Origin of the sequence: Pseudomonas petroselini (assembly GCF_045037875.1) — a bacterium.
In the GTDB taxonomy this organism is placed as follows: Bacteria; Pseudomonadota; Gammaproteobacteria; order Pseudomonadales; family Pseudomonadaceae; genus Aquipseudomonas; species Aquipseudomonas petroselini.
On record NZ_CP173614.1, the window covers coordinates 4,612,823 to 4,634,544 of the forward strand.

The following is a 21,722-nucleotide window of genomic DNA, read 5'->3' on the forward strand; positions in this document are numbered from 1 at the left end:
GACAACAAGGAACCCCCATGTCCAAGACCCACCTGTTCGACCTCGACGGCAAGATTGCTTTTGTCTCCGGCGCCAGCCGCGGCATCGGCGAAGCCATCGCCAAGTTGCTGGCTCAGCAAGGCGCCCATGTGATCGTTTCCAGCCGCAAACTGGAAGGCTGCCAACATGTGGCCGATGCGATCATCGCCGACGGCGGCAAGGCCACGGCCGTGGCCTGTCATATCGGCGAAATGGAGCAAATTACCCAAGTATTCGCCGGTATCCGTGAGCAGTTCGGCCGCCTGGATATCCTGGTCAACAACGCCGCGACCAACCCGCAGTTCTGCAATGTGCTGGACACTGATCTCGGTGCATTCCAGAAGACCGTTGACGTGAACATCCGTGGCTACTTCTTCATGTCGGTGGAAGCCGGCAAGCTGATGCGTGAAAACGGTGGCGGCAGCATCATCAACGTCGCCTCGATCAACGGGATTTCGCCGGGCGTGTTCCAAGGCATCTACTCGGTGACCAAGGCCGCCGTGATCAACATGACCAAGGTGTTCGCCAAGGAATGCGCAGCGTTCGGCATTCGTTGCAACGCCCTGCTGCCTGGCCTGACCGACACCAAGTTCGCCTCGGCGCTGGTGAAGAACGACGCGATCCTGAAAATGGCCCTGGCGCAGATCCCTCTCAAGCGCGTGGCAGACCCGAGCGAGATGGCCGGCGCGGTGCTGTTCCTGGCCAGTGACGCGTCCAGCTACACCACGGGTGTGTCGCTGAATGTGGACGGCGGTTTCCTGTCCTGATCAAGCATTCGGCGGTTGCTGCCGAAAGCTCACCGCCAGGCGGTTCCAGCCACTGATGCTGGACACCGCCATGGTCAGGTCGACCAGTTCCTGCTCGCTGAACTCCAGCCGCACGGCGGCGAACAGTTCATCCGACACCGTTGAGGTCGGCAGCGTCGCCACCGACTCGCTACAGGCCAATGCGGCCTTTTCCCGCGCCGTGAAAAACGGCGAATCACGCCACACGCACAACGCGAACAAGCGCCGCTCGGTTTCGCCGCGCTGACGTGCCGCCATCGAGTGCATGTCCGTGCAGAAACCACAGTGGTTGAGCTGCGAGACGCGAATCTTGATCAGCTCCAGCAAGGGGGCGTCGATGGACAGACCAAACGTCGTCGCCTCCAGCATCAACATGCCCTTGAGCGCTTGCGGCGAGGCGGTGTAGTAATCCAGGCGGGGTTCCATGGGGCGGTTCTCTGGCGGCGAATGCAATCACAGTCCAGCCTAGGGGCCATGCGGCACAAGCCCTATAGCCAATCAGCCGGTTTATGCAGAGACCATTTTGAGCCTGTTACGCAGGCGCGTAATCTGGGCGCAGATTGAATGCCCCGGGATACCCCATGGAACTGCACGTTGTGATCAATGGCCGCAAGGATCTGGCCGAACAGCTCTACCAACAGCTGCGCGAAGCCATCGGTTCCGGGCGCCTGGCCGCTGGTGCGCAACTGCCGCCCAGCCGCTTGCTCGCCGAGCAACTGGGCGTGTCGCGCAAGACCGTGTCAGACACCTACGCCACCCTCACCTACGAAGGCCTGCTGGTCGGCAAGACCGGCCGTGGCACCTTCGTCAACGCCCGCGCCCCCCAGTCCGAACGCCTGCACACCTCCACCGACCTGGCCTGCGCCGCCCATCTGGCGAAGTGGCAATCGCTGCCCTCGCCCATGCGCCATCCCACCCGCGACAGCACGCTGCGCTATGAATTTATCGGCGGGGCCACCAGCCGCAACCAGTTCCCCCAGGATGAATGGCGGCGCTGTACCCAGGACGCACTGCGGCGTATTGCACAAAACAGCGGGTTCTACAGCCAACCCGAAGGCCTGCCCGCACTGCGCAGCGCAATCGCCGGGCATATCGCGTTCTCACGCGGGGTCAACTGCCGCGACAGCGACATCATCGTCACCAACGGCGCACAGCAGGCGCTGGACCTGATCGCCCGCGTGGTACTGGAGCCGGGCAGCAGGGTCGCCATGGAAGATCCCGGCTACAGCCCTGCGCGCCAGTTGTTCGTGGCGATGGGGGCGAATGTCGCCAGTGTGCCGGTGGATGCCGAGGGCATCCAGGTCGACCGGATACCCGATGGCACACGACTGATCTACGTGACGCCCTCCCACCAGTTCCCCCTCGGCATGCCGATGAGCATGCCACGCCGCGAAGCCCTGCTGGCAAGGGCCTTCGAGTTGGGCGCGATCATCATCGAGGACGACTACGACAGCGAATTCCGCTACGAAGGCCGGCCCACCGACTCCCTGCAAAGCATGGACACCCACGGTGTGGTGACCTATGTCGGCACCTTCTCGAAAACCCTGCTGCCCGAATTGCGCCTGGGATACGCCGTGCTGCCACCGGCGATTTACGGCGCGGTGCTCAAGGCCAAGCAACTCACCGACCAGCACAGCTCGACGCTGCCGCAATGGGCCCTGGCCAAATTCATCAGCGAGGGCTACCTGCTCAAACATATCCGCCGCTGCCATACGGTCTATGCCGGGCGCCGTGAACGCATCCTGCAGCGCCTCGCGGGGGATTTGTCGCCGTGGTTCGAAGCGGTGCCTACCGTGGCCGGGTTCCACATGGCCGCGTTGTGCAAGGTGCCGGTGAATATCCCGCTGCTGATGGAACTGGCGCGCCGGGTGGAAGTGGGTGTGTACCCGCTGGAAGTATTCTTCCACGATGCTCCCGTACGTCCCGGCCTGATCATTGGCTTCGGCGCCATCGAGACCCTCGATATCGACCCGGCGCTGGACAAAGTCCGCGATATTCTCCAGCAGATTGGCTAGCGGGTTTTCCGCCGGATTGGTCCTTGGTCCTGTCGCAACGAGGCCCTAGCCTGTGCACTGACACCTGACCTCGGAGACCATCGCCATGCCAGCCTGTGCCTGCAACACTGTCCATGTCCGCGCGGCGGCCGGGCGCTCAAGGGAATTGGGCGAGCGCCTGCAGCAGATAGCCAACGCCGTGCGCACCGCTCCCGGCTGCCTGGACTACGCCGTTCAGCGCCACCCGCAGGACCTCGACCTATGGACCGTCAGCGGCCGTTGGACCTGTGCCGACCAGTTGGTTGCGCACTTCCGATTGCCGGCCCTGCAAGGGTTTATCGAACTGACCGGCGAGCACCTGGCGTGGCACCTGGATTTCGACCATTGAGGCATTGGTCTCCTGGTCTTCGCCGGGATTGGTCATTGGTCACCCAGGCATCGCGGCGTAGGGTGAAGCGGTCTCGAACGATTCGGAAACTTCGCCATGAAACGACTGCTCGCTACCTCGCTGATGCTCGCCTCGCTCAGCGCCTTTGCCCACGAACCGGTGTACAACCAAGAGTCGATCAACGTGCTCCAAGAGCACGCCTTGCCCCATGTGCCCGGTAAGAAAACCATCATGCTCACCGTCGATTACGCCCCCGGCCAGGCCACCGTGCCCCACAGCCACACCGGCACCGCCGTGGCCTACGTACTCGAAGGCGCGATCACCTCGCGGGTGAATGACGAGAAAGCGAAAACCTACAAGGTCGGTGAATCGTTCTACGAACCGGCAGGTTCGCGGCACTTCGAATCGAGCAATGCCAGCCAGACCCAACCGGCCAAGTTGCTGGTGGTGATGGTGCTGGATGACAAGGCGGAAGTGCTTACACCCCTACCAAAATAACGTATCGATACAACGATGCAGCAACCACGCTAACCACGATGCGAAGCGAGCCGCTCTTGATCTTGATCGTGCTTTTGATCTCAGGCGCCCCGTCAACCACGCTGGCCGGAATTCGATATTGATTTGGGGAGTAAACCGGCAGGGATGCCGGTTTAGCCGCCCCGCGCCATGGATGGCGCGTGGCGGCGGCCCCCCCAAATCAATGTCGGATTACGGGCACACCGAGCCTGGGCGAGGTGCCGAGTGGTGGGGCAAGAGCCCTTTGCTTACTTTGGGGCTTTTCCAAAGTGAGCCGCTGTAAAAGCGGAACCCATAGCAGCCGTAACCTAAATAACGGATATGTACTCGGTCTGATCCCACATCCAAGTCGGCTGTCAGGCCGCCGACGGGAGCAAGCTCCCTCGCCACAGTCTAAAGTTGGGTAGATACCTATGCGTCGATAGCGGTGTATCAGGCACAGACAGGTCGGCTGACCCGCCGCTATCGCCGGCAGGCCAGCCCCAGGTTTCATCGCATAGGGCCAGTGAATCAGGGCCGTTCAAACTGGCGGCGCAGGTCTTCGATCCTTGACCGACAAGCGCACCCTTCCAGATGATCATTGACCATCCCCATCGCCTGCATCAACGCATACATCGTGGTCGGCCCCACAAACGTCCAACCCCGTTTCTTCAACGCTTTGGACAAACGCACCGAAGCCGGCGACGTGGGATTCCCCGTCCAATACGCCATGTCCACCACCGCCGGACGCTCTTCCTCACCAGGCTCGAACGCCCACAACCAGCGCGCCAGCGAACCGGTTTCATCCACCAACTCACACGCCCGGCGCGCATTGTTGATCGTGGAGACGATCTTGGCCCGATTGCGCACGATGCCTGGGTCCTGCATCAGCCGCTCGATATCCGCGTCGCCATACTGCGCCACCCGGCGAAAATCAAACCCTTCGAACGCCACGCGGAACTGCTCGCGCTTGCGCAAAATGGTGATCCAGGCCATGCCGGCCTGGAAGCCTTCCAGGCAGATCTTCTCGTACAGCTGGATATCATCCGCCACCGGCACGCCCCACTCCGCGTCGTGATAACGCGGGTATTCCGGCGCGGCCGTGCGCCAGGTGCAGTGGGACAGCCCGGTTTCATCAAGGGTCAGTCCTGGTGTGTCCATCCATCACCTCCTGTGCCGAGCGACGGATGATAAGCGAAAAAAATTCCACGTCGCCAACCGCTCAAGCATCGCCTTCGGCGACCAACTGGTCAGACCGGGACCCGTCAACCGATGAATAATGACTTGTTATTTCAAAAATACCTGGCCTAGACTGGCGACGCACTGGACTTACCGGTATGACCACAACAATTAAGCCCTGGAACCACCAGGGCACCGAATAGAGATCCCTCCCATGCTCAGATGGTGCTCGCGTTCGATTTTCCTGCAAGTCGTGATTGGCCTGATGCTAGGCGTAGTCTGCGGCCTGGCCCTTCCCGAATTTTCCTCGCAACTCAAACCCTTGGGTGACGGCTTTATCAAGCTGATCAAAATGCTGATCGGCCTGATCGTATTCTGCGTGGTGGTCAGCGGCATTTCCGGTGCCGGCGACTTGAAGAAAGTCGGCCGCATCGGCCTCAAGTCGGTGATCTACTTTGAAGTATTGACCACCGTCGCGCTGGTGATCGGCCTGGTCATGGCCTTCAGCACCGGTATCGGCACCGGCGCCAATATCCATTTGGAGCAGCTGTCGTCCGCTGGCCTCAATGAACTGGCCGACAAGGGCCAGCATATCCGCGGCACCAGCCAATTCCTGATGGACCTGATCCCCAACTCAGTGATCGGCGCCTTTGCCGACAACAACGTGCTGCAAGTGCTGCTGTTTTCAGTGCTGTTCGGCAGTGCGTTGAACCTTGTGGGCGAAGCGGCCTCAGGCATCTCGCGGCTGATCAATGAGCTGAGCCATGTGATCTTCCGCATCATGGGCATGATCGTGCGCCTGGCGCCCATCGGTGTGTTTGGTGCGATCGCCTTCACCACCAGCACCTACGGGCTGGACTCCCTGCAACACCTGGGCAGCCTGGTGGGCCTGTTCTACCTGACGTGCTTTGCCTTCGTCGGGCTGATCCTTGGCCTGGTGATGCGCCTGTCCGGCCTGCGCATGTTGCCGCTGCTCAAATACCTGCGAGAAGAACTGCTGATCGTGATGGGCACCGCCTCCTCCGACGCCGTGCTGCCACAGATCATGCGCAAGCTTGAGCACCTGGGTATCGGCAGCTCCACCGTGGGCCTGGTGATTCCGACGGGCTATTCGTTCAACCTCGACGGTTTCTCGATCTACCTGACCCTGGCTATCGTCTTCATCGCCAACGCCACCGGCACGCCGCTGTCGATGACCGATCTGATGACGATCCTGCTGGTGTCGCTGATCACGTCCAAGGGCGCCCACGGAATCCCAGGTTCAGCGCTGGTGATTCTGGCAGCGACCCTCACCGCCATCCCGGCGATTCCGGTGGTGGGCTTGGTGCTGGTACTGGCGGTGGATTGGTTCATGGGCATCGGTCGCGCATTGACCAACCTGATCGGCAACTGCGTGGCGACCGTGGCCATTGCGCGCTGGGAGAAAGACATCGATATCCAGCGTGCCAACAAGGTGCTGGACGGCCAGCAAGGTTATGCCTTCCAGGCCAAGAAGCCGGTGTTGCCGGCGCATCAGGAATTCTAATGAGCACCGCCGGCTAAAGGTGGGAGGGGGCTTGCTCCCGATAGCGGTGAAACAGTTTGCACACCCGGCGACTGACACACCGCCATCGCTGGCAAGCCAGCTCCCACAGTAGATCTTCGTTGGATTCACCACCGTATGTGCAACATCAAGGAGCCATCGACGTGATCAGCACCTCAACCGTCGTCAATTCAGTGGTAGAAAAACTCCGTGCCGCCTTGGCGCGTGGCCAGTGGCGCCGTGGGGAAATGCTGCCCGGCCAGCGTGAACTGGCCGAACAAATGGGTATCAGCCGCCCCAGCCTGCGCGAAGCAGTGATCGTGCTGGAGACCCTCGGCCTGGTGCGCTCCATGCCGGGCAAAGGCGTGGTGGTGTTGGAAACCAGTGTCAGCGAACCGCAATCCAGCGATGCAGTGGCCGACGCCAGCCTGGAAGACATCCTGCAACTGCGCTACACCCTTGAACCGTTCATTGTCGGCCTGGTGGCCCAGTCCATCAGCAGCAAGGAGGTCGGCCAACTGCGCCTGACCCTGATGGACATGCGCGAAGCCCTCGACGCCGGCGACGCCGAAGCCGGGATGAACGCCTACATCGGCTTCCACGAAGAGCTGTTCGCCCTCACCTCCAATCCGATTTTCCAGAACGTGGTGCAACAAACCAGCAATGCCCTCAAGCAAAGCGCCCAGGTGCTGCGCAACTCCCCCGAGCACCTGGCTGAGCGCCTGCAGGAGAATGAAGCGGTGGTGCGTGCCATCCGCAATAAGAACAGCGCCTTGGCCAGTGCCGAGATGCGTCGGCATATCCTCCAGGAAGGCCTGCGCATGGGTATTCGCCTGAACATCCCGGATGACCATCTGGGCAGTTGATTTTTTGGAGACAGGCCATGACCGCCCACGCCCTGCAATACGACCCTATCCTCCCTGCCCTGCGCCTGGTCGCCGGTAAAAAACCGTCGGTGGACGACATCTACCCACGGCTGTTCGACGCCATCCTCGAGCAACGCATTGTCCCGTCCAGCCGCTTTACCGAAGAAGGCCTGGGCGAGACCTTCGGTGTGAGCCGCAGCGTGATTCGCCGCGTGTTGGCAAAGCTGTCCCATCAGCAAGTGATCATCCTGCGCCCCAACCAGCGCGCCCAAGTGGCGGCGCCGGATACGCAGCAAACCCGGGAAATTCTGGAAGCGCGGCGACTGACGGAAATCACCGTGGTGCAATTGGCCAGTGCGCAGGTCACGTCGGCGCAGATCCGGCATTTGCGCGAACTGATTGCTCGGGAGCGTGAGCATATTGAACGGGACCAACGCGGGCCAGCCATTCGCCTCTCCGGAGAATTCCACCTGCAACTCGCAGCGATGGCGCGTAATGCGCCCTTGGCGCAATTTCTCAACAGCCTGGTGCCGTTAACCTCCTTGATCATTGCCCAGTACGAAGCGAAGGCGTGCACCTATTGCGCGTGGCAAGAGCATGAAGCGATTGTGGATGCAGTAGAACAACGTGATGTGAACAGCGCAATAAACCTGATGACCCAACATCTGGATCACCTGGAAGCCAAATTGCTGAGCCACGATGGCCAGATGGCCCACCCTGACTGACTACAATTACAACGCTGATCTACGAAATGACCGACAGCACGGACGGTTATAGACCTGCAAAACTGTATTCATTCCTAAAGCCTTGAACGCGGATGAATAGCACGATGCAACCCCTCACTTTCGCACTGGTCACCGCCGCCCTGGTCGTTACGCAGTTCAATCTCTCCGTACGAGCCGGTGACGCTTTAACTGCCGGGACTTACATCATCACCCCGGCAGCCCCCGTGTGGTTGCTTGAACAACCCTACGCGGATAGCCCGATGCTAACCGCCCGCACGTTCGGTGACAGCGCTTACGGCGACTATCACGTCAAGGCCAGCCTTGAGATCAGCTGCTTCCCAAAGAGCCCCACTGCCAGTATTGCGCTGCAGATCACACCGGCAGCGCTGGGCTTTGACGTCGCCCCCTTCGAAGGTCCAGACGCCAGCGCCAATGGGCCGTTGCGCATCACTACGGCGACACGCACGGCCGTCGATCACTCGGTAAACGGCGTCTGGACTTACGGCGGAGCGTTCCAGATCGGTACGATATTTGCGCTCAGTGCTGCTGTTGCGCATGACGAATTAGCCTACTGGGCCAGCGACGCCTCACGCGGTCAAACACTCAAACTTTCAATAGCGCCCGCCAAAGAGGGTGACAAACCGCTGACCGCAACGTTCTTATTGCCTGCAAACAACAACGGCTTGAAAAGAGTCATCCAGCCGTGCCTGGTCAATGCCGGTTTTTAGGTCTAAAAAAAGCCCCATATCTCACGATACGGGGCTTTCTGTCCTGCTAAGTCAAACCGCTTACAGCACCGACTGACCGCTCAACGCCAGGTCCAGCAGCTCACGGTTGGCCACCGCATACATGGCGTAGTCCGTGCCGACCGCAGCACGGATCTCCACCATCATCGCGACCCAACGATCGGCCATGTCCTTGTGCTGCTCAAGCCACAAGGCCACGCGGGCTTCCATGTCTTCTGGCGCGTCGGCCATTTGCAGGACGGAGATGGTAATCGCGCGTTGCTGCCAGTCCACATCATCGCGGAACGCCTCGCGGGCCTGGGCCTGCCAGTTGTTCGCCACCGGCAGATCGCTGATCTGCTGCAGGTACCACGGCAGGTCCAGGGCGCTGCCGACGGCGAAGTAGGCCTTGGCCACTTCAGCGGCGTCGTGCCCGGTGACGTCGGCGGCTTCGATGATCGGCAGCAAGGTGTACAGGTGGGTAGTACCTGCAACCATGCGCGCCAACAGCTCAGGCACGCCCGCTTCGGTGTAGGCCTGGTAGCGGTTCTGCCAACCTTCGCGGGTCGGGCCTTCCAGCAGTTCGTCGAGCTTGAGGCCCAACGCGGCCAGGTGCGGACCGAAGTGCGCGGTGTCACGGCCAGCGTCCTGCTCGTTGCGACGGCTGCGCAGGAACCAGCGCGTAGCGCGGCGGCCCAGGCGCATCAGTTCGTCCATCAACTGCAATTGCACGTCAGCGGAGACCTGGTGGTCCAGCGCTTCGATCTGACGGAACCAGTGCGGGAGATGGAAGATGTCACGCACGATCACATAAGCGCCCGCCACGTTCGCCGGGCTCATGCCGGTCGACTCTTTGAGTCGTTGAACGAAGGTGATGCCCATGTGGTTGACCAGGTCGTTGGCGATCTGGGTGCTGACGATCTCGCGTTTGAGGCGGTGACGACGCATGGCCTCGGAGAACTTGGCCACCAGGCTCGGTGGAAACGCGGTCTCCATGTCACGGGTCAGGTACTCGTCATCCGGCACCAGCGACTTGAGCAGCGCTTCCTTGAGGTCGATCTTGCTGTACGAGATCAGCACCGACAGCTCCGGACGGGTCAGGCCCTTGCCGTTCGCGGCGCGCTCCACAAGCTGCTCCTCGGTCGGCAGGTACTCGATGGCGCGGTCCAGCTTGCCACGGCCTTCCAGGTCGCTCATCAGGCGCTTGTACTCGGCGGCACGCTCGTAGGCACGGCGCGCTGCCAGGGACAGGGCCTGGGTCTGCTTGTAGTTGTTGCCCAACACCAGGTGGCCGACTTCGTCGGTCATGCTCGCCAGCAACTGGTTGCGCTGCTTGTCGGTCATGTCACCGGCCTGCACCACTTCGTTGAGCAGGATCTTGATGTTCACTTCGTGGTCGGAGCAGTCCACGCCACCGGCGTTGTCGATGAAGTCGGTGTTGGAACCGCCGCCATTGAGGCCGAACTCCACACGACCCAACTGAGTCATGCCGAGGTTACCGCCCTCGCCCACCACCTTGCAGCGCAGCTCGTTACCGTTCACGCGCAGCGCATCGTTGGCCTTGTCGCCGACATCGGCGTGGCTTTCGGTGCTGGCCTTGACGTAGGTACCAATACCGCCGTTCCACAACAGGTCCACCGGCGCCTTGAGCAAGGCGTTCAGCAGTTCGGTCGGGGTCAGCTTGTCGGCCGAGATGTCGAAGCGTTCTTTCATCTGTGGCGAGATGGCGATGCTCTTCGCGCTGCGCGAGAAGATACCGCCGCCTTCGGACATGATGCTGGTGTCGTAGTCGGTCCAGGCCGAACGCGGCAGCTCGAACATGCGCTGACGCTCGACGAAGCTGGTCGCCGGGTTCGGGTTTGGATCGATGAAGATATGCAAGTGGTTGAAGGCCGCGACCAGTTGCAGCTTGTCGGACATCAACAGGCCGTTACCGAACACGTCGCCGGCCATGTCGCCGACGCCCACGACCGTGATGCTGTCTTCCTGCACATTGATGCCGCGCTCACGGAAGTGACGCTGCACACCGACCCACGCGCCTTTGGCGGTGATGCCCATTTTCTTGTGGTCGTAACCGGCGGAACCACCGGAAGCGAACGCATCACCCAGCCAGAAGCCGTAGTCGATGGCGATACCGTTGGCGATGTCGGAGAAGGTTGCCGTGCCTTTGTCCGCTGCCACGACCAGGTACGGGTCATCGTCGTCATGACGCACGACGTTGGCCGGCGGGACCAGGGCGCCGTCCTTCAGGTTGTCGGTGATGTCCAACAGCCCGGAAATGAAGATGCGGTAGCAGGCGATGCCCTCGGCCGCGATCTCGTCCCGGCTGCCGCCCAATGGCAGGCGACGCGGCAGGAAGCCGCCCTTCGCACCGACGGGCACGATCACCGAGTTCTTCACTTGCTGGGCTTTCACCAGGCCAAGCACTTCGGTGCGGAAGTCTTCTTCACGGTCGGACCAACGCAGGCCGCCGCGCGCGACGTTGCCAAAGCGCAGGTGCACGCCTTCGACGCGTGGCGAGTACACGAAGATTTCAAACTTCGGCACTGGCTTAGGCAATTCAGGAATCGCGTGCGGGTTGAACTTGAAGCTGAAGTACGACTTGTTCTGGCCGTTGGCGTCGGTTTGGTAGAAGTTGGTGCGCAGGGTGGCCTTGATCAGGTCCAGGTAGCGACGCAGGATGCGGTCTTCGTTGAGCACCTGAACATCGTCCAGGGCGGTGAGGATCGCTTGCTCCAGGCGTTGCTGCTTGTCTTCCAGGTCTTCGGCGGTGAGCTTGCGCGCCAGATAGAAGCGGGTCTTGAACAACCGGGTCAACTCGCGGGCGATGTCGGTGTGGTTGTTCAGGGTGCTGGCGATGTAACCCAGGTCGAAGCCCAGGCGGATCTGCTTCAGGTAACGGGCGTAAGCACGCAGCAGCGCCACGTCGCGCCATGGCAGGCCGGCGGTGAGTACCAGGCGGTTGAACGCATCGTTCTCGGCGTCGCCATGCACGATGTGCACGAACGCGTCTTGCAGGGTGTCGTTAAGCTGCTGGATATCCAGGTTCACGCCTTCGGCGGCAATGAACGCAAAATCATGGATCCAGAACTCACGACCATTGGCGTGACGCAGGCGGTACGGAAATTCGCCCAGCACGCGCAGGCCGAGGTTTTCCAGGATCGGCAACACGTCGGACAGCGCCAGCGGGGTGTCCGCATGGTAGAGCTTGCAATGCAGCTCGCGCTGGCCGGAGACCTGGCCCAGCGGCTGGTAGAAGCTCATGACCAGCGGGTTGGCTTCGGTCAGGCTGAGCAAATGCTGCATGTCGACCACGGCCGAATGCGCGGCAAAACGCTCGCGGTAGCCAGCCGGGAAGCCTTTCGGGAAGTCGGCCAGCACGTTGGTGCCGTGCGCCTCGCCAAAGCTTTCCACGACCAGGTTGGAGTAGTCGTCCTGCCAGCTGCGGCAGGCCTGCACCACTTCTTTTTCCAGTTGCAGCGGGTCGATGTCCAGGCGGTTCTTCGGGTCGACCCGCAGAATCAGCTGCACACGCGCCAGCACGGATTCGGAGAAGAAGGTCCAGAACTCGCAGTCCGAGGCCTTCAGGCGATCCATCAGCACTTGCTGGATCTTCTGGCGCACTTCGGTGGAATAGATGTCGCGCGGCACGTAGGCCAGGCAGTAGCAGAAACGACCGTACGGGTCTTTGCGCAGGAACACGCGGATCTTGTTGCGCTCCTGGATCTGCACGATCGACATCACGGTGCTGAACAGCTCGTCGACCGGGGTCTGGAACAGGTCGTCACGCGGCAGCACTTCCACGACCTGAGCCAGTTCCTTACCCAGGTGAGCCTTGGGTTGGAAGCCGGAACGGCGTTCGATTTCCGCGACCTTGCGACGGATATACGGAATGACCCGCACGCTTTCGCCATACACCGACGAGGTGTACAGGCCCATGAAACGGTGTTCCTTGATGACCTTGCCGTCGGCGCTGATCTCACGGATCGACACGTAGTCCGGATACGCCGGACGGTGTACACGGCTTGGGTGCGCGGCCTTGGCGAACGACAGCACGGTCGGCTCACGCAGGTAGGCCACGGCGTAGTCTTCGATGCGCAGGTCGTCGGCGGTGAGACCGGCGCGCAGCAGCTTGGTCAGACCGAGGAAGGAATCGGCGTCATATTCGATATGACCGCCATCCGCCTCGTCACGTACCACGAATTCTTCATAGCCGAGGAAGGTGAAGTGGTTGCCCACCAGCCATTCCAGGAAGTTCTTGATCTCGGCTTTTTCTTCGCCGTCGATGCTGAACGGGCTGGCGTCGATACCGGCCAGCAGGTCCTGGACCTTGGCTTTCATCGGTTCGAAGTCGGCCACGGCCACGCGCACTTCGCCCAGTACCTGCTCAAGCTCTTTGCTCAGCACGTTCAGTTCGGCGGCGTTGGCGCAACGGTCGATTTCCAGGTACATCAGCGATTCTTGCTGGATACCGTCGCCCTGGGTGCCTTTGTGCAGGATTTCCAGCAACTCGCCCTTGGCGCCACGGCGTACGCTGAGCACGGTGGTCTGCAGGGTGTGGATGCTGTAGCCACGGCGGTTCAGCTCGGTACGTACCGAGTCCACCAGGAATGGCAGGTCATGGTGCAGCACTTCGACCGCGGTGTGGGTCGACTGCCAGCCATGACGTTCGTAATCGGGGTTGTAGACCCGCACTTGCGGTTGGGTGTGGTCAAAGCGCTCAAGCAGGCGCCAGGCAGACAGGGTGCAACCGGCCAGGTCGGAAAGGCGACGCTGGGTCAGTTCGTCCAGGGAAATAATGCCGAAGAATTGCTCAGCGAACAGCGCCACTTGTGGCAGTGCCTGTTCACTGATGTGCTGCGCCAGTGCCGCTTGCAGTTGATGCTGGAAGTCGGCCTTGCTGGCTGCGGTGAAGAACGCCATCTGTGGTACTCCGCTTGGGCTTGTTATTGATGGAAGCGTCGCGTGTTATCCCCTTGCGGGGAGACCGTCAGCTCTGTTCGCTGGTAACGATGATAAACACCATAAACGAATCAGGGTGACAGGTGGGTGAAGCTGGACAAGACAGTCAGGTCACATACAACTTCCACTGGAGGTACACCTTGCCAGGCGACGGTAAGACGGGCAGGTCAGACTCCCGGCACAGGGCACATCCGTTGCGCAGCTTAACGAGTGTAGGAAGCCCGCTGCTTGCGGTGCTGCGACATATTCGGTCATCGGTAAGCAGGGTTGGGGTTGCGACTTGGGCAACCCGGATTTTAGGGCACTAAAACCAGCTATTTTCCTGGCCCCGAGTACCGAAAATGACTGGTATTGACTGTCAGGTCATGCACGGGGTCTGACACAGGATGCAGCACAAAATTCGCCGCAATGGCACAATTGCCCGCATCACGCCCTACCCCAGACAGGATTCCCCATGCTGCAGCTGAAAACCGACGCCCTCATGGTTACACCGTGCGACGAAGAAGAAGACAACATGGCCATGCTCTGCTGTCACGGTAAAGGCGGCGAGATGTTCATGCTGACCCGCTACCCGGATGAAGACGAAGTGGAACTTACCTGGGATTACGAGCCGTCGACCCTGGATGGGTTGAAGGTCACGCTGAGTGATACCACCCTGCTGATCGAATTGGCTGCCGGGGATGCCGATGCCCTGGGTGGCAAGGACCAATTGCAGATCACCCACGCCACGGCCGCCTCCGACCTGACCGAGGTGGAGCAAACCCTGCAAAACATCCTCAACGGCACCGGCACTTTCACCCGAATTTAAGCGGCACCCACGATCACATGTGGGAGGGGGCTTGCCCCCGATAGCGGCGGGCCAGTTCCTGCATCTGTGTCTGACCCACTGCTATCGGGGGCAAGCCCCCTCCCACATTGACCGTGTTCCCACACAAATTTCCTACAAGTTTTGCCAAAAATACCCGTCACGCCGTTAGTCGCCACACCCCTCCATGCATTAAAGTAAGCCTCCCTAGCCCGGCGTTTGCTCTCGATCACCGGGCTCATCTTTCCAGGAACCGTCATCGATGGAACATCGTGAAGCGCTGCTTGCGCTGCGAACCTTTCTTTCTACGCAGATTCTCGGCCAGGAAAAACTCATCGATCGCCTGCTGATCGCGCTGCTCGCCGACGGCCATATGCTGGTGGAAGGCGCACCGGGCCTGGCCAAGACCAAGGCCATCAAAGAGTTGGCCGAAGGCATCGAAGCGCAGTTCCATCGTATCCAGTTCACCCCCGACCTGTTGCCCGCCGACATCACCGGCACCGAGATCTATCGCCCGGAAACCGGCAGCTTCGTGTTCCAACAGGGGCCGATCTTCCACAACCTGGTGCTGGCGGACGAAATCAACCGCGCGCCGGCCAAGGTGCAGTCGGCACTGCTGGAAGCCATGGCCGAGCGCCAGGTCAGCGTCGGGCGCAGCACCTACGACCTGTCGCCGCTGTTCCTGGTGATGGCCACGCAAAACCCCATCGAGCAGGAAGGCACCTACCCGCTGCCCGAAGCCCAGCTCGACCGTTTCCTGATGCACGTAAAAATCGGTTTCCCGGACGCCGCCGTCGAGCGACGCATCCTGCAACAGGCCCGTGGCGAAGCGCTCAACGGCGAAACCAAGCCTGAGCGCCGCGTCAGCCAGCAGGCGATCTTCGCCGCGCGCAAGGAAATCCTCGGCCTGTACATGGCTGATGCGGTGGAGGAGTACCTGGTGCAACTGGTCATGGCCACCCGTACGCCGGCCAAGTTCGACCCGGAAATGGCCGAGTGGATCGCCTACGGCGCCAGCCCACGCGGCTCCATCGCCCTCGACCGCTGTGCCCGCGCCCATGCCTGGCTGGCCGGTCGCGACTTCGTCAGCCCGGAAGATATCCAGGCGGTGCTGTTCGACGTGCTGCGCCATCGCATCATTCTGTCGTTCGAAGCCGAAGCCGCGGGCATTGACCAGGACCGTGTGGTGCAACGTATTCTCGACGTCGTTGCCGTCGCTTGAACCCCATGAATGCCAGCGACGGGATCCGCGTCACGCTCAGCGAATTGATCGAGATGCGCCACCGCGTGCGCGAAGTACAGCTGTTTTCCACGCCGAGCCAACGCAGCCCGCTGATCGGCCTGCACCACTCCAAGCTGCGCGGACGCGGGGTGGACTTCGACCAGGTGCGCGTGTACCAGGCCGGCGACGATGTGCGTACCATCGACTGGCGCGTGACGGCGCGGACCCAGGAGCCGCACACCAAGTTGTTCCATGAAGAGCGCGAGCGGCCGATTTTTATCATGGTCGAGCAAAGCTGCCGGCTGTTTTTCGGCTCGGGGCAGATGTTCAAGTCGGTGCTGGCGGCCCAAGCGGCCAGCCTGATTGGTTGGGCGGCGCTGGGGCACAACGACCGGGTCGGTGGCCTGGTGTTTGGCGACAGCGAGCACTACGAAATCAAGCCCCGGCGCAGCAAGCAGAGCCTGCTGCAATTGCTCAATCGCCTGGTGCGGGTGAACCAGAGCCTGAACACCGAAAGCCGCCCCGAAGCCGACGCGTTGGGCATGGCCCTGCGCCGTGGCCGCGAAGTGTTGCGCCCCGGCAGCCTGGTGATCGTGATCTGCGATGAACGCGCACTCACCGAAGGTGCCGAGCAGCAATTGAGCCTGTTGTCACGGCATTGCGACCTGCTGCTGTTGCCGATCTCCGATCCGCTGGACCACGCCCTGCCCGCTGCCGGGCTGCTGCGTTTTGCCGAACGCGGCGCCCAGCTGGAACTGGACACACTGAACTACGATTTGCGGCAGGCCTACAAAGCCCAGGCCGAAGCGCGCATCGCCCGCTGGGAACTGCTTGCACAGAAACTGCGAATCCTGCTGATGCCGTTAAGCACCCAAAGCGAAATGGTCGAGCAACTGCGCGAATACCTCAACCCGCAACGCCCGGTTAAAAAGCAATGAGCAGCCTCGACCAGTTGCAACCGCTGATCGCGCCGCCGGCCATCGGTTTCTGGCCGCCTGCGCCGGGTTGGTGGCTGTTGCTGCTGGTGATTCCATTGCTCGGCTGGGGGCTGTGGTCACTGCGCCGCTTCCTGCCCGCACGGCGCCCCATCGCCCGCGCCGAACAACCGCTGGACCCGCTGCGCATCGCCGCCCTGGCGGAACTGGCGCTGATGCCCAAACCCTACGATGGCGCCCCTGCCGGGGCCTGGCTGCAGCAACTCAACGGGCTGCTCAAGCGCCTGTGCCGCAATGACTACCCCTACAGCCAAAGCCATACGTTAAATGGTCGCAAATGGCTGGCGTTCCTGGATAACCGCTGCCCGGCCGCGGGCCTGACGCGCTGGATGGTGCTGGTAGAAGGCGCCTACAAACCCGAATGCAAACTCGACGACAAAGCCATTGCCGGCCTGACCCAAGCGGTCGACACCTGGATCCGCAAACATGTTTGAGTTCGCCTGGCCGTGGGTTTTCGTCCTGTTGCCATTGCCCTGGTTGATGCGCCTGGTGCTGCCGACAGCCGACAGCGGCGAGCCCGCCTTGAAAGTCAGCTACCTCAGCGACCTCGAAGGCCTGGCCCGTCGCCGCGCCCGTGTCAACCTGCCCGGCTGGCGCCAGCAAGCGCCGTTCGTGGTGTTGTGGTTGCTGCTGCTGACCGCCGCCGCGCGCCCGGAATGGCTGGGCGAGCCGTTGCCGATCGCCGCCAGTGGCCGCGACCTGCTGGTGGCGGTGGACGTGTCCGGCTCCATGGATTTCCCCGACATGAATTGGCAGGGCGAAGACGTGAGTCGCTTGAGCCTGGTCAAACACCTGCTCGGCGATTTCCTTGAAGGTCGCGAAGGGGATCGCGTCGGCCTGATTCTGTTCGGCAGCCAAGCCTACCTGCAAGCGCCGCTGACCTTCGACCGCCGCACCGTGCGTACCTGGCTGGATGAAGCGCGGATCGGCATTGCCGGCAAAAATACCGCGATCGGCGATGCCATTGGCCTGGCCCTGAAACGCCTGCGCCAGCGTCCGGCGCAGAGCCGCGTGCTGATCCTGGTCACCGACGGCGCCAACAATGCCGGGCAGATCGACCCGCTGACCGCCGCGCGCCTGGCCGCCGAAGAAGGCGTAAAAATCTACCCGATCGGCATCGGCGCCGACCCGGAACAGACCGGTTCCCTGGGTATCCTCGGCGTCAACCCGAGCCTGGACCTCGACGAACCGGCGCTCAAAGCCATCGCCGAGGCAACCGATGGCCAGTATTTCCGTGCCCGTGATGGCGAAGAATTGCAGGCCATCAAGGCAACCCTCGACACCCTCGAACCCGTCGAGCAACAGCCCACCCAGGCACGCCCGGCGCTGGCGCTGTACAGCGCGCCGCTGGCTCTGGCGTTGGTACTGAGCATGCTGCTGGTGATTCAAGAACGCTGGCCGAACAACGCCTTGCAACGTTTGTTCAACAAATGGTCGAGCAAGGGGATTTTCCTGCAACAACACCCGGAATGGCGCCAACGCCTTAAACGCCTGCGCTTGCGGAGGCGTCGATGATCGACCTCTGGCCGCACTGGTTCCGCCCCTGGTGGCTGTTGCTCCTGCCGTTGCTCGGCGGGTTGCTGTGGCAACTGTGGCACCGGCAAAAGCGCGCCGGGCGCTGGCAGGTGATCCTGCCCCCGGCCTTCCACGCCGTGTTGCTCAGTGGTGGCAACGGGCGTGAGAGCAAATCGCCCTGGGTGGTGCTCGGCATTGCCTGGCTATTGGCGGTGATGGCGTTGCTCGGCCCCAGTTGGCAAAGAGTCGAGCAGTCCAGCCAGAAGCCGTCCGACCCGTTGGTGGTGCTGCTGGAACTGACCCCGGAAATGCTCGCCACCGACAGCCCGCCGAACCGCTTGGAGCAGGCGCGGCGCAAGCTGTACGACCTGTTGCAGGCGCGCACCGATGCGCAAACCGCCATCGTCGTGTACGCCGGCAGCGCCCACACCCTGGTGCCGTTATCGGATGACCTCGGCACCAGCCGCAACTTGCTGGAGGCCTTGCGCCCGTCGATCATGCCCGAGCCCGGCCACCGGGCCGACCTGGCTGTCGAGAAAGCCCTGGGCCTGCTCAAGCAAGGTGGCCTCGGCCAGGGTCGCCTGCTGCTGATTGGCTCCTCACTGTCCAAACAGGAACGCCAGGGCATCCGCCTGCTGCTGCAAAGCGGCCAGGCGCCGGCCCTGTCGATCCTCGGCATCGGCAGCCGTGAAGGCACGCCGGTGACCCAGGAAAACGGTGAGTTTCTCAAGGACGAGCAAGGCGCAATCCTGGTGCCACGCCTCGACAGCCCCACCTTGAAGGCGTTCGCCAGCGAAATGAGCGGCCGCTACCGTGCTGCGCGCCTGGACGACAAGGACCTGCGCCAACTTGGCGTGCTGGACCCGCCACAAGCCTTGCGCAACGACGGTCAACTGCTGCACCTGGACACCTGGGCTGACCAGGGTTACTGGCTGCTCCTGCCATTGTTGCTGCTCGCCGCCTGCGCCGGGCGGCGTGGCTGGTTGTTCTGCCTGCCGCTGCTGCTGTTGAGCGCACCGCAGCCCAGCTATGCCTTCGGCCTGCAGGATTTGTGGCTGCGTCCCGACCAGCAAGGCCAGTACCTGCTGAAGAAAAAACGCCCCGCCGAAGCCGCCGAGCATTTCGAAGACCCGCAGTGGCAAGGCGTAGCGCTGTACGAAGCCGGCAACTATGCCGAAGCCATCAAGCGTTTCGCCGAGGGCAATGACGCCTACTCCCACTACAATCGGGGTAATGCCCTGGCCAAGTCCGGTGAGCTGGAAGCGGCGATCGACGCCTACGAGCAGGCCCTGGAAGCCCAGCCCGACCTGCAACCCGCGTTGAAAAACAAAGCGCTGGTGGAAACCCTGATGCAGGAACAGGCACAGCCGGAGCCAAGCAAACCTGCCGAAAACGAGGATGACGAAACCACCCAACCCGGCCAAACTGCGCAGCCGGGCGCCAGCGGGCAAAGCACCACGGGCGGCGAGCAGTCGTCCCAGGGCCAGGGTGAAGCCGGCAGCGGTGACACCCAGACCGGCAATACGCCGCAAACCGCAGGCAATGAAGTACCGGGCAGCGAACTGGGCGACGAACACACCACCACCCCGCCGTTGCGCCCCACTGACGCCAGCCTCGACGGTGAACATCGCCAGGCCCTGGAACAATGGCTGCAGCAGATCCCGGATAACCCCGGCGAACTGCTGCGCCGCAAATTCTGGTACGAACAGCAACAACATCAGGACAAGACGCGATGAGCCGCCGCACCACCCTACTGTTCCTGCTCGCCCTGTCGACAGGCCATGCCCAGGCGGCGAACCTGGTGGCCAGCGTCGACCGCAGCCGCGTCAATTCCGGAGAAACCGTGGAATTGACGGTGGAGTCCAGCGATGTCACGCAGTTCGGCAAGCCCGACCTGTCGCCGCTGGATGCGCAGTTCGAAGTCAGCGGCACCCGCCAGATCAACCAACTCACCACGTTGGACGGCGATAACCACGCCACCACGCGCTGGATCATCACCCTGCTGCCCAAGGAAAACGGCACGGTGGTCATCCCGCCCCTGCAAGTGGGCGAGTACAAGACCCAGCCGATCAGCCTGCAAGTGGTGGAAACCGCCAGCCAGAACACCGCCGCCGAACTGGCGCCGGTGTTCGTCGAGGCCAACCTCGACCAGTCCAGCGTCTACGTCCAGGCCCAGGCGCTGCTGACCGTGCGCGTGTACCACTCGGTGTCGCTGTATGACGACAGCAGCCTCACGCCGTTGCAGATTGCCGATGCACGCGTGGAGCAGTTGGGCGAGTCGCGCACCTACGAGAAGGTCATCAACAGCATCCGCCATGGCGTGATCGAAACCCGCTACGCGATCTACCCGCAGCACAGCGGCACCCTGGAGGTCCCCGCGCAGACGTTCAGCGCAACCCTGGTGGAATCGCGCCCGCCGCAGGAAAACACCCTGCAAGGCACCAAGCCCGGCAAGCTCATCCATGTCAGCTCGGCGCCGTCGCCGCTGACGGTCAAGCCCAAGCCCGCGCTGTATCCCGCCGATACGCCTTGGTTGCCGGCACGCAGCCTGACCCTGAGCGAAAACTGGAACCCGGAGCCTGAGCATGTGCAGGTCGGCGACTCCCTGACCCGTAGCCTCACGGTCAAGGCCGAAGGCCTGTCCAGCGCGCAATTGCCCGCCCTGCCCAGCACCGACATCAACGGCCTGCGCCGCTACCCGGACCAACCGGTGCTCGGCAACCAGACCAGCGACCGTGGCCTGATCGGCAGCCGCGAAGACCGCGAAGCGCTGGTGCCGACCCGCGCCGGCGCACTGGAATTGCCTGCCGTGGACCTGGTGTGGTGGAACACCCATGAAGACCATCTTGAGCGCACCAGCTTGCCGGCCCGCACGTTGCAGGTCGCCATCAACCCGAGCCTGGCCGTGGATACCCCCGCCACGCCGACCGTGATCACCGCGCCGGACGATGAACGCCTGTGGCTGTGGCAACTGAGCACATTGATCCTCGCCTGCACGACCCTGCTGGGTTTTGGCCTGTGGTGGCGTGCACGTCGGCAACCGGCCGTGCAACGCGCCGCGCAAACCGGCCCGAGCCCGCGCACCCTGCTCGACGACCTCAAGCGCGCCACCCAAGCCAACGACCCCCAGGCCACCCGCCAGGCCCTCGATGCCTGGGCGCGGCAACAGCCGGAAACCCTGGCGGATATGGCGGCGCGGTTCGTGCCGCTGTCGGATGCGCTTGATGGGTTGAATGGCGCGCTGTACAGCGAGAGCGGGCATTTCTGGCTGGGCGAAGACCTGTGGCGCGCGGTCAAGGCCATTCCCGTGGCTGAGCGTGAACTGGACCCGGCGACCGATACCACCAGTTTGCCGCCGCTGTATCCCAAATAGTCCACTCTAAAACCGTCTTGTGTGGTGAGCGGGTCTGTTGTGGTGAGCTGGCTTACTGTGGTGAGCGGGCTTGCCCCGCGCTGGGCTGCGCAGCGGCCCCAAAACCTGCCAATGAGGTCTGGCTGAATGATTGAGTCGTCTGGATGGGGGCTG

18 protein-coding genes are annotated in these 21,722 nt (G+C 62.3%); 15 read left to right on the top strand and 3 right to left on the bottom strand.

The features are described from left to right. Nucleotides 1-17 precede the first annotated feature (17 nt). Nucleotides 18-785: an SDR family oxidoreductase gene (locus ACI512_RS21145; protein ID WP_010210056.1), complete on the top strand. Its 768-nt coding sequence runs from the start codon at nt 18-20 to the stop codon at nt 783-785. On the opposite strand, the gene ACI512_RS21150 is transcribed toward ACI512_RS21145, so the two are convergent. Continuing rightward, nucleotides 786-1,229 (bottom strand): carboxymuconolactone decarboxylase family protein, encoded by a 444-nt coding sequence (locus tag ACI512_RS21150; RefSeq protein ID WP_405121309.1) that lies wholly within the window; start codon nt 1,227-1,229, stop codon nt 786-788. It lies immediately after the preceding gene. Between the two features lie 155 nt (nt 1,230-1,384). On the opposite strand from ACI512_RS21150, the gene ACI512_RS21155 reads away from it, so the two are divergent. The 3 genes from ACI512_RS21155 to ACI512_RS21165 all read left to right on the top strand — a co-directional run bounded on the left by ACI512_RS21155 (nt 1,385) and on the right by ACI512_RS21165 (nt 3,683). Then, nucleotides 1,385-2,818 (top strand): PLP-dependent aminotransferase family protein, encoded by a 1,434-nt coding sequence (locus ACI512_RS21155; protein ID WP_231809587.1) that lies wholly within the window; start codon nt 1,385-1,387, stop codon nt 2,816-2,818. A gap of 85 nt (nt 2,819-2,903) precedes the next feature. Continuing rightward, nucleotides 2,904-3,185, top strand: coding sequence for a putative quinol monooxygenase (locus ACI512_RS21160; protein ID WP_236383450.1), 282 nt, complete (start codon nt 2,904-2,906; stop codon nt 3,183-3,185). A gap of 96 nt (nt 3,186-3,281) precedes the next feature. Beyond that, nucleotides 3,282-3,683 carry a cupin domain-containing protein gene (locus tag ACI512_RS21165; protein ID WP_012724650.1) on the top strand — a complete coding sequence of 134 codons (402 nt, stop codon included), beginning with the start codon at nt 3,282-3,284 and terminating at the stop codon, nt 3,681-3,683. 528 nt (nt 3,684-4,211) lie between these two features. On the opposite strand, the gene ACI512_RS21170 is transcribed toward ACI512_RS21165, so the two are convergent. Continuing rightward, nucleotides 4,212-4,841: a DNA-3-methyladenine glycosylase I gene (locus ACI512_RS21170; RefSeq protein ID WP_236379824.1), complete on the bottom strand. Its 630-nt coding sequence runs from the start codon at nt 4,839-4,841 to the stop codon at nt 4,212-4,214. 217 nt (nt 4,842-5,058) lie between these two features. Here ACI512_RS21170 and ACI512_RS21175 point away from each other — a divergent pair, with 217 nt between their 5' ends. The 4 genes from ACI512_RS21175 (at nt 5,059) to ACI512_RS21190 (ending at nt 8,700) form a co-directional block, all read left to right on the top strand. Next, nucleotides 5,059-6,384, top strand: coding sequence for a C4-dicarboxylate transporter DctA (locus tag ACI512_RS21175; RefSeq protein ID WP_173390405.1), 1,326 nt, complete (start codon nt 5,059-5,061; stop codon nt 6,382-6,384). 161 nt (nt 6,385-6,545) lie between these two features. After that, nucleotides 6,546-7,247: a FadR/GntR family transcriptional regulator gene (locus ACI512_RS21180; protein ID WP_012724653.1), complete on the top strand. Its 702-nt coding sequence runs from the start codon at nt 6,546-6,548 to the stop codon at nt 7,245-7,247. 17 nt (nt 7,248-7,264) lie between these two features. After that, nucleotides 7,265-7,972, top strand: coding sequence for a GntR family transcriptional regulator (locus ACI512_RS21185; protein ID WP_236379823.1), 708 nt, complete (start codon nt 7,265-7,267; stop codon nt 7,970-7,972). Nucleotides 7,973-8,076: 104 nt separating this feature from the next. Further along, the gene (locus tag ACI512_RS21190) at nt 8,077-8,700 is read left to right on the top strand and encodes a hypothetical protein (protein ID WP_231809691.1); all 624 of its coding nucleotides are present in this window, start codon (nt 8,077-8,079) and stop codon (nt 8,698-8,700) included. Nucleotides 8,701-8,760: 60 nt separating this feature from the next. Here the strand turns inward: ACI512_RS21190 and ACI512_RS21195 are convergent, their stop codons facing one another. Then, entirely contained in the window at nt 8,761-13,620 is a 4,860-nt protein-coding gene (locus ACI512_RS21195) for an NAD-glutamate dehydrogenase (protein WP_405121310.1), read from the bottom strand. Nucleotides 13,621-14,113: 493 nt separating this feature from the next. Between ACI512_RS21195 and ACI512_RS21200 the strand changes: the two genes are divergently transcribed. From ACI512_RS21200 to ACI512_RS21230, 7 genes are all read left to right on the top strand, one after another. Next, nucleotides 14,114-14,467 carry a hypothetical protein gene (locus ACI512_RS21200; RefSeq protein WP_093541808.1) on the top strand — a complete coding sequence of 118 codons (354 nt, stop codon included), beginning with the start codon at nt 14,114-14,116 and terminating at the stop codon, nt 14,465-14,467. Nucleotides 14,468-14,726: 259 nt separating this feature from the next. Continuing rightward, complete coding sequence (locus ACI512_RS21205) at nt 14,727-15,686, top strand: MoxR family ATPase (RefSeq protein WP_003174327.1); 960 nt, start codon at nt 14,727-14,729, stop codon at nt 15,684-15,686. 5 nt (nt 15,687-15,691) lie between these two features. After that, nucleotides 15,692-16,624 (top strand): DUF58 domain-containing protein, encoded by a 933-nt coding sequence (locus ACI512_RS21210; protein WP_046034784.1) that lies wholly within the window; start codon nt 15,692-15,694, stop codon nt 16,622-16,624. Next, nucleotides 16,621-17,115 (top strand): DUF4381 domain-containing protein, encoded by a 495-nt coding sequence (locus tag ACI512_RS21215; protein WP_012724659.1) that lies wholly within the window; start codon nt 16,621-16,623, stop codon nt 17,113-17,115. The genes ACI512_RS21210 and ACI512_RS21215 overlap by 4 nt, the downstream gene beginning before the upstream one ends. Beyond that, on the top strand, nt 17,108-18,196 hold the full coding sequence (locus ACI512_RS21220) for a VWA domain-containing protein (RefSeq protein WP_046034783.1): 1,089 nt from the start codon (nt 17,108-17,110) through the stop codon (nt 18,194-18,196). The genes ACI512_RS21215 and ACI512_RS21220 overlap by 8 nt, the downstream gene beginning before the upstream one ends. Further along, complete coding sequence (locus ACI512_RS21225; protein WP_064053377.1) at nt 18,193-19,932, top strand: tetratricopeptide repeat protein; 1,740 nt, start codon at nt 18,193-18,195, stop codon at nt 19,930-19,932. Before ACI512_RS21220 ends, ACI512_RS21225 begins: the two co-directional genes overlap by 4 nt. Next, a complete protein-coding gene (locus ACI512_RS21230) occupies nt 19,929-21,569 on the top strand; it encodes a BatD family protein (RefSeq protein ID WP_012724662.1) in 1,641 nt (546 codons plus the stop codon). The genes ACI512_RS21225 and ACI512_RS21230 overlap by 4 nt, the downstream gene beginning before the upstream one ends. The last annotated feature ends 153 nt before the right edge of the window (nt 21,570-21,722 follow it).

Bases quoted from the DNA above. Each gene is read 5' to 3' on its own strand.
- ACI512_RS21145 (WP_010210056.1), top strand. From the start codon at position 18: ATGTCCAAGACCCACCTGTTCGACCTCGACGGCAAGATTGCTTTTGTC.
- ACI512_RS21150 (WP_405121309.1), bottom strand. From the start codon at position 1,229: ATGGAACCCCGCCTGGATTACTACACCGCCTCGCCGCAAGCGCTCAAG.
- ACI512_RS21155 (WP_231809587.1), top strand. From the start codon at position 1,385: ATGGAACTGCACGTTGTGATCAATGGCCGCAAGGATCTGGCCGAACAG.
- ACI512_RS21160 (WP_236383450.1), top strand. From the start codon at position 2,904: ATGCCAGCCTGTGCCTGCAACACTGTCCATGTCCGCGCGGCGGCCGGG.
- ACI512_RS21165 (WP_012724650.1), top strand. From the start codon at position 3,282: ATGAAACGACTGCTCGCTACCTCGCTGATGCTCGCCTCGCTCAGCGCC.
- ACI512_RS21170 (WP_236379824.1), bottom strand. From the start codon at position 4,841: ATGGACACACCAGGACTGACCCTTGATGAAACCGGGCTGTCCCACTGC.
- ACI512_RS21185 (WP_236379823.1), top strand. From the start codon at position 7,265: ATGACCGCCCACGCCCTGCAATACGACCCTATCCTCCCTGCCCTGCGC.
- ACI512_RS21190 (WP_231809691.1), top strand. From the start codon at position 8,077: ATGCAACCCCTCACTTTCGCACTGGTCACCGCCGCCCTGGTCGTTACG.
- ACI512_RS21195 (WP_405121310.1), bottom strand. From the start codon at position 13,620: ATGGCGTTCTTCACCGCAGCCAGCAAGGCCGACTTCCAGCATCAACTG.
- ACI512_RS21200 (WP_093541808.1), top strand. From the start codon at position 14,114: ATGCTGCAGCTGAAAACCGACGCCCTCATGGTTACACCGTGCGACGAA.
- ACI512_RS21205 (WP_003174327.1), top strand. From the start codon at position 14,727: ATGGAACATCGTGAAGCGCTGCTTGCGCTGCGAACCTTTCTTTCTACG.
- ACI512_RS21210 (WP_046034784.1), top strand. From the start codon at position 15,692: ATGAATGCCAGCGACGGGATCCGCGTCACGCTCAGCGAATTGATCGAG.
- ACI512_RS21215 (WP_012724659.1), top strand. From the start codon at position 16,621: ATGAGCAGCCTCGACCAGTTGCAACCGCTGATCGCGCCGCCGGCCATC.
- ACI512_RS21220 (WP_046034783.1), top strand. From the start codon at position 17,108: ATGTTTGAGTTCGCCTGGCCGTGGGTTTTCGTCCTGTTGCCATTGCCC.
- ACI512_RS21225 (WP_064053377.1), top strand. From the start codon at position 18,193: ATGATCGACCTCTGGCCGCACTGGTTCCGCCCCTGGTGGCTGTTGCTC.
- ACI512_RS21230 (WP_012724662.1), top strand. From the start codon at position 19,929: ATGAGCCGCCGCACCACCCTACTGTTCCTGCTCGCCCTGTCGACAGGC.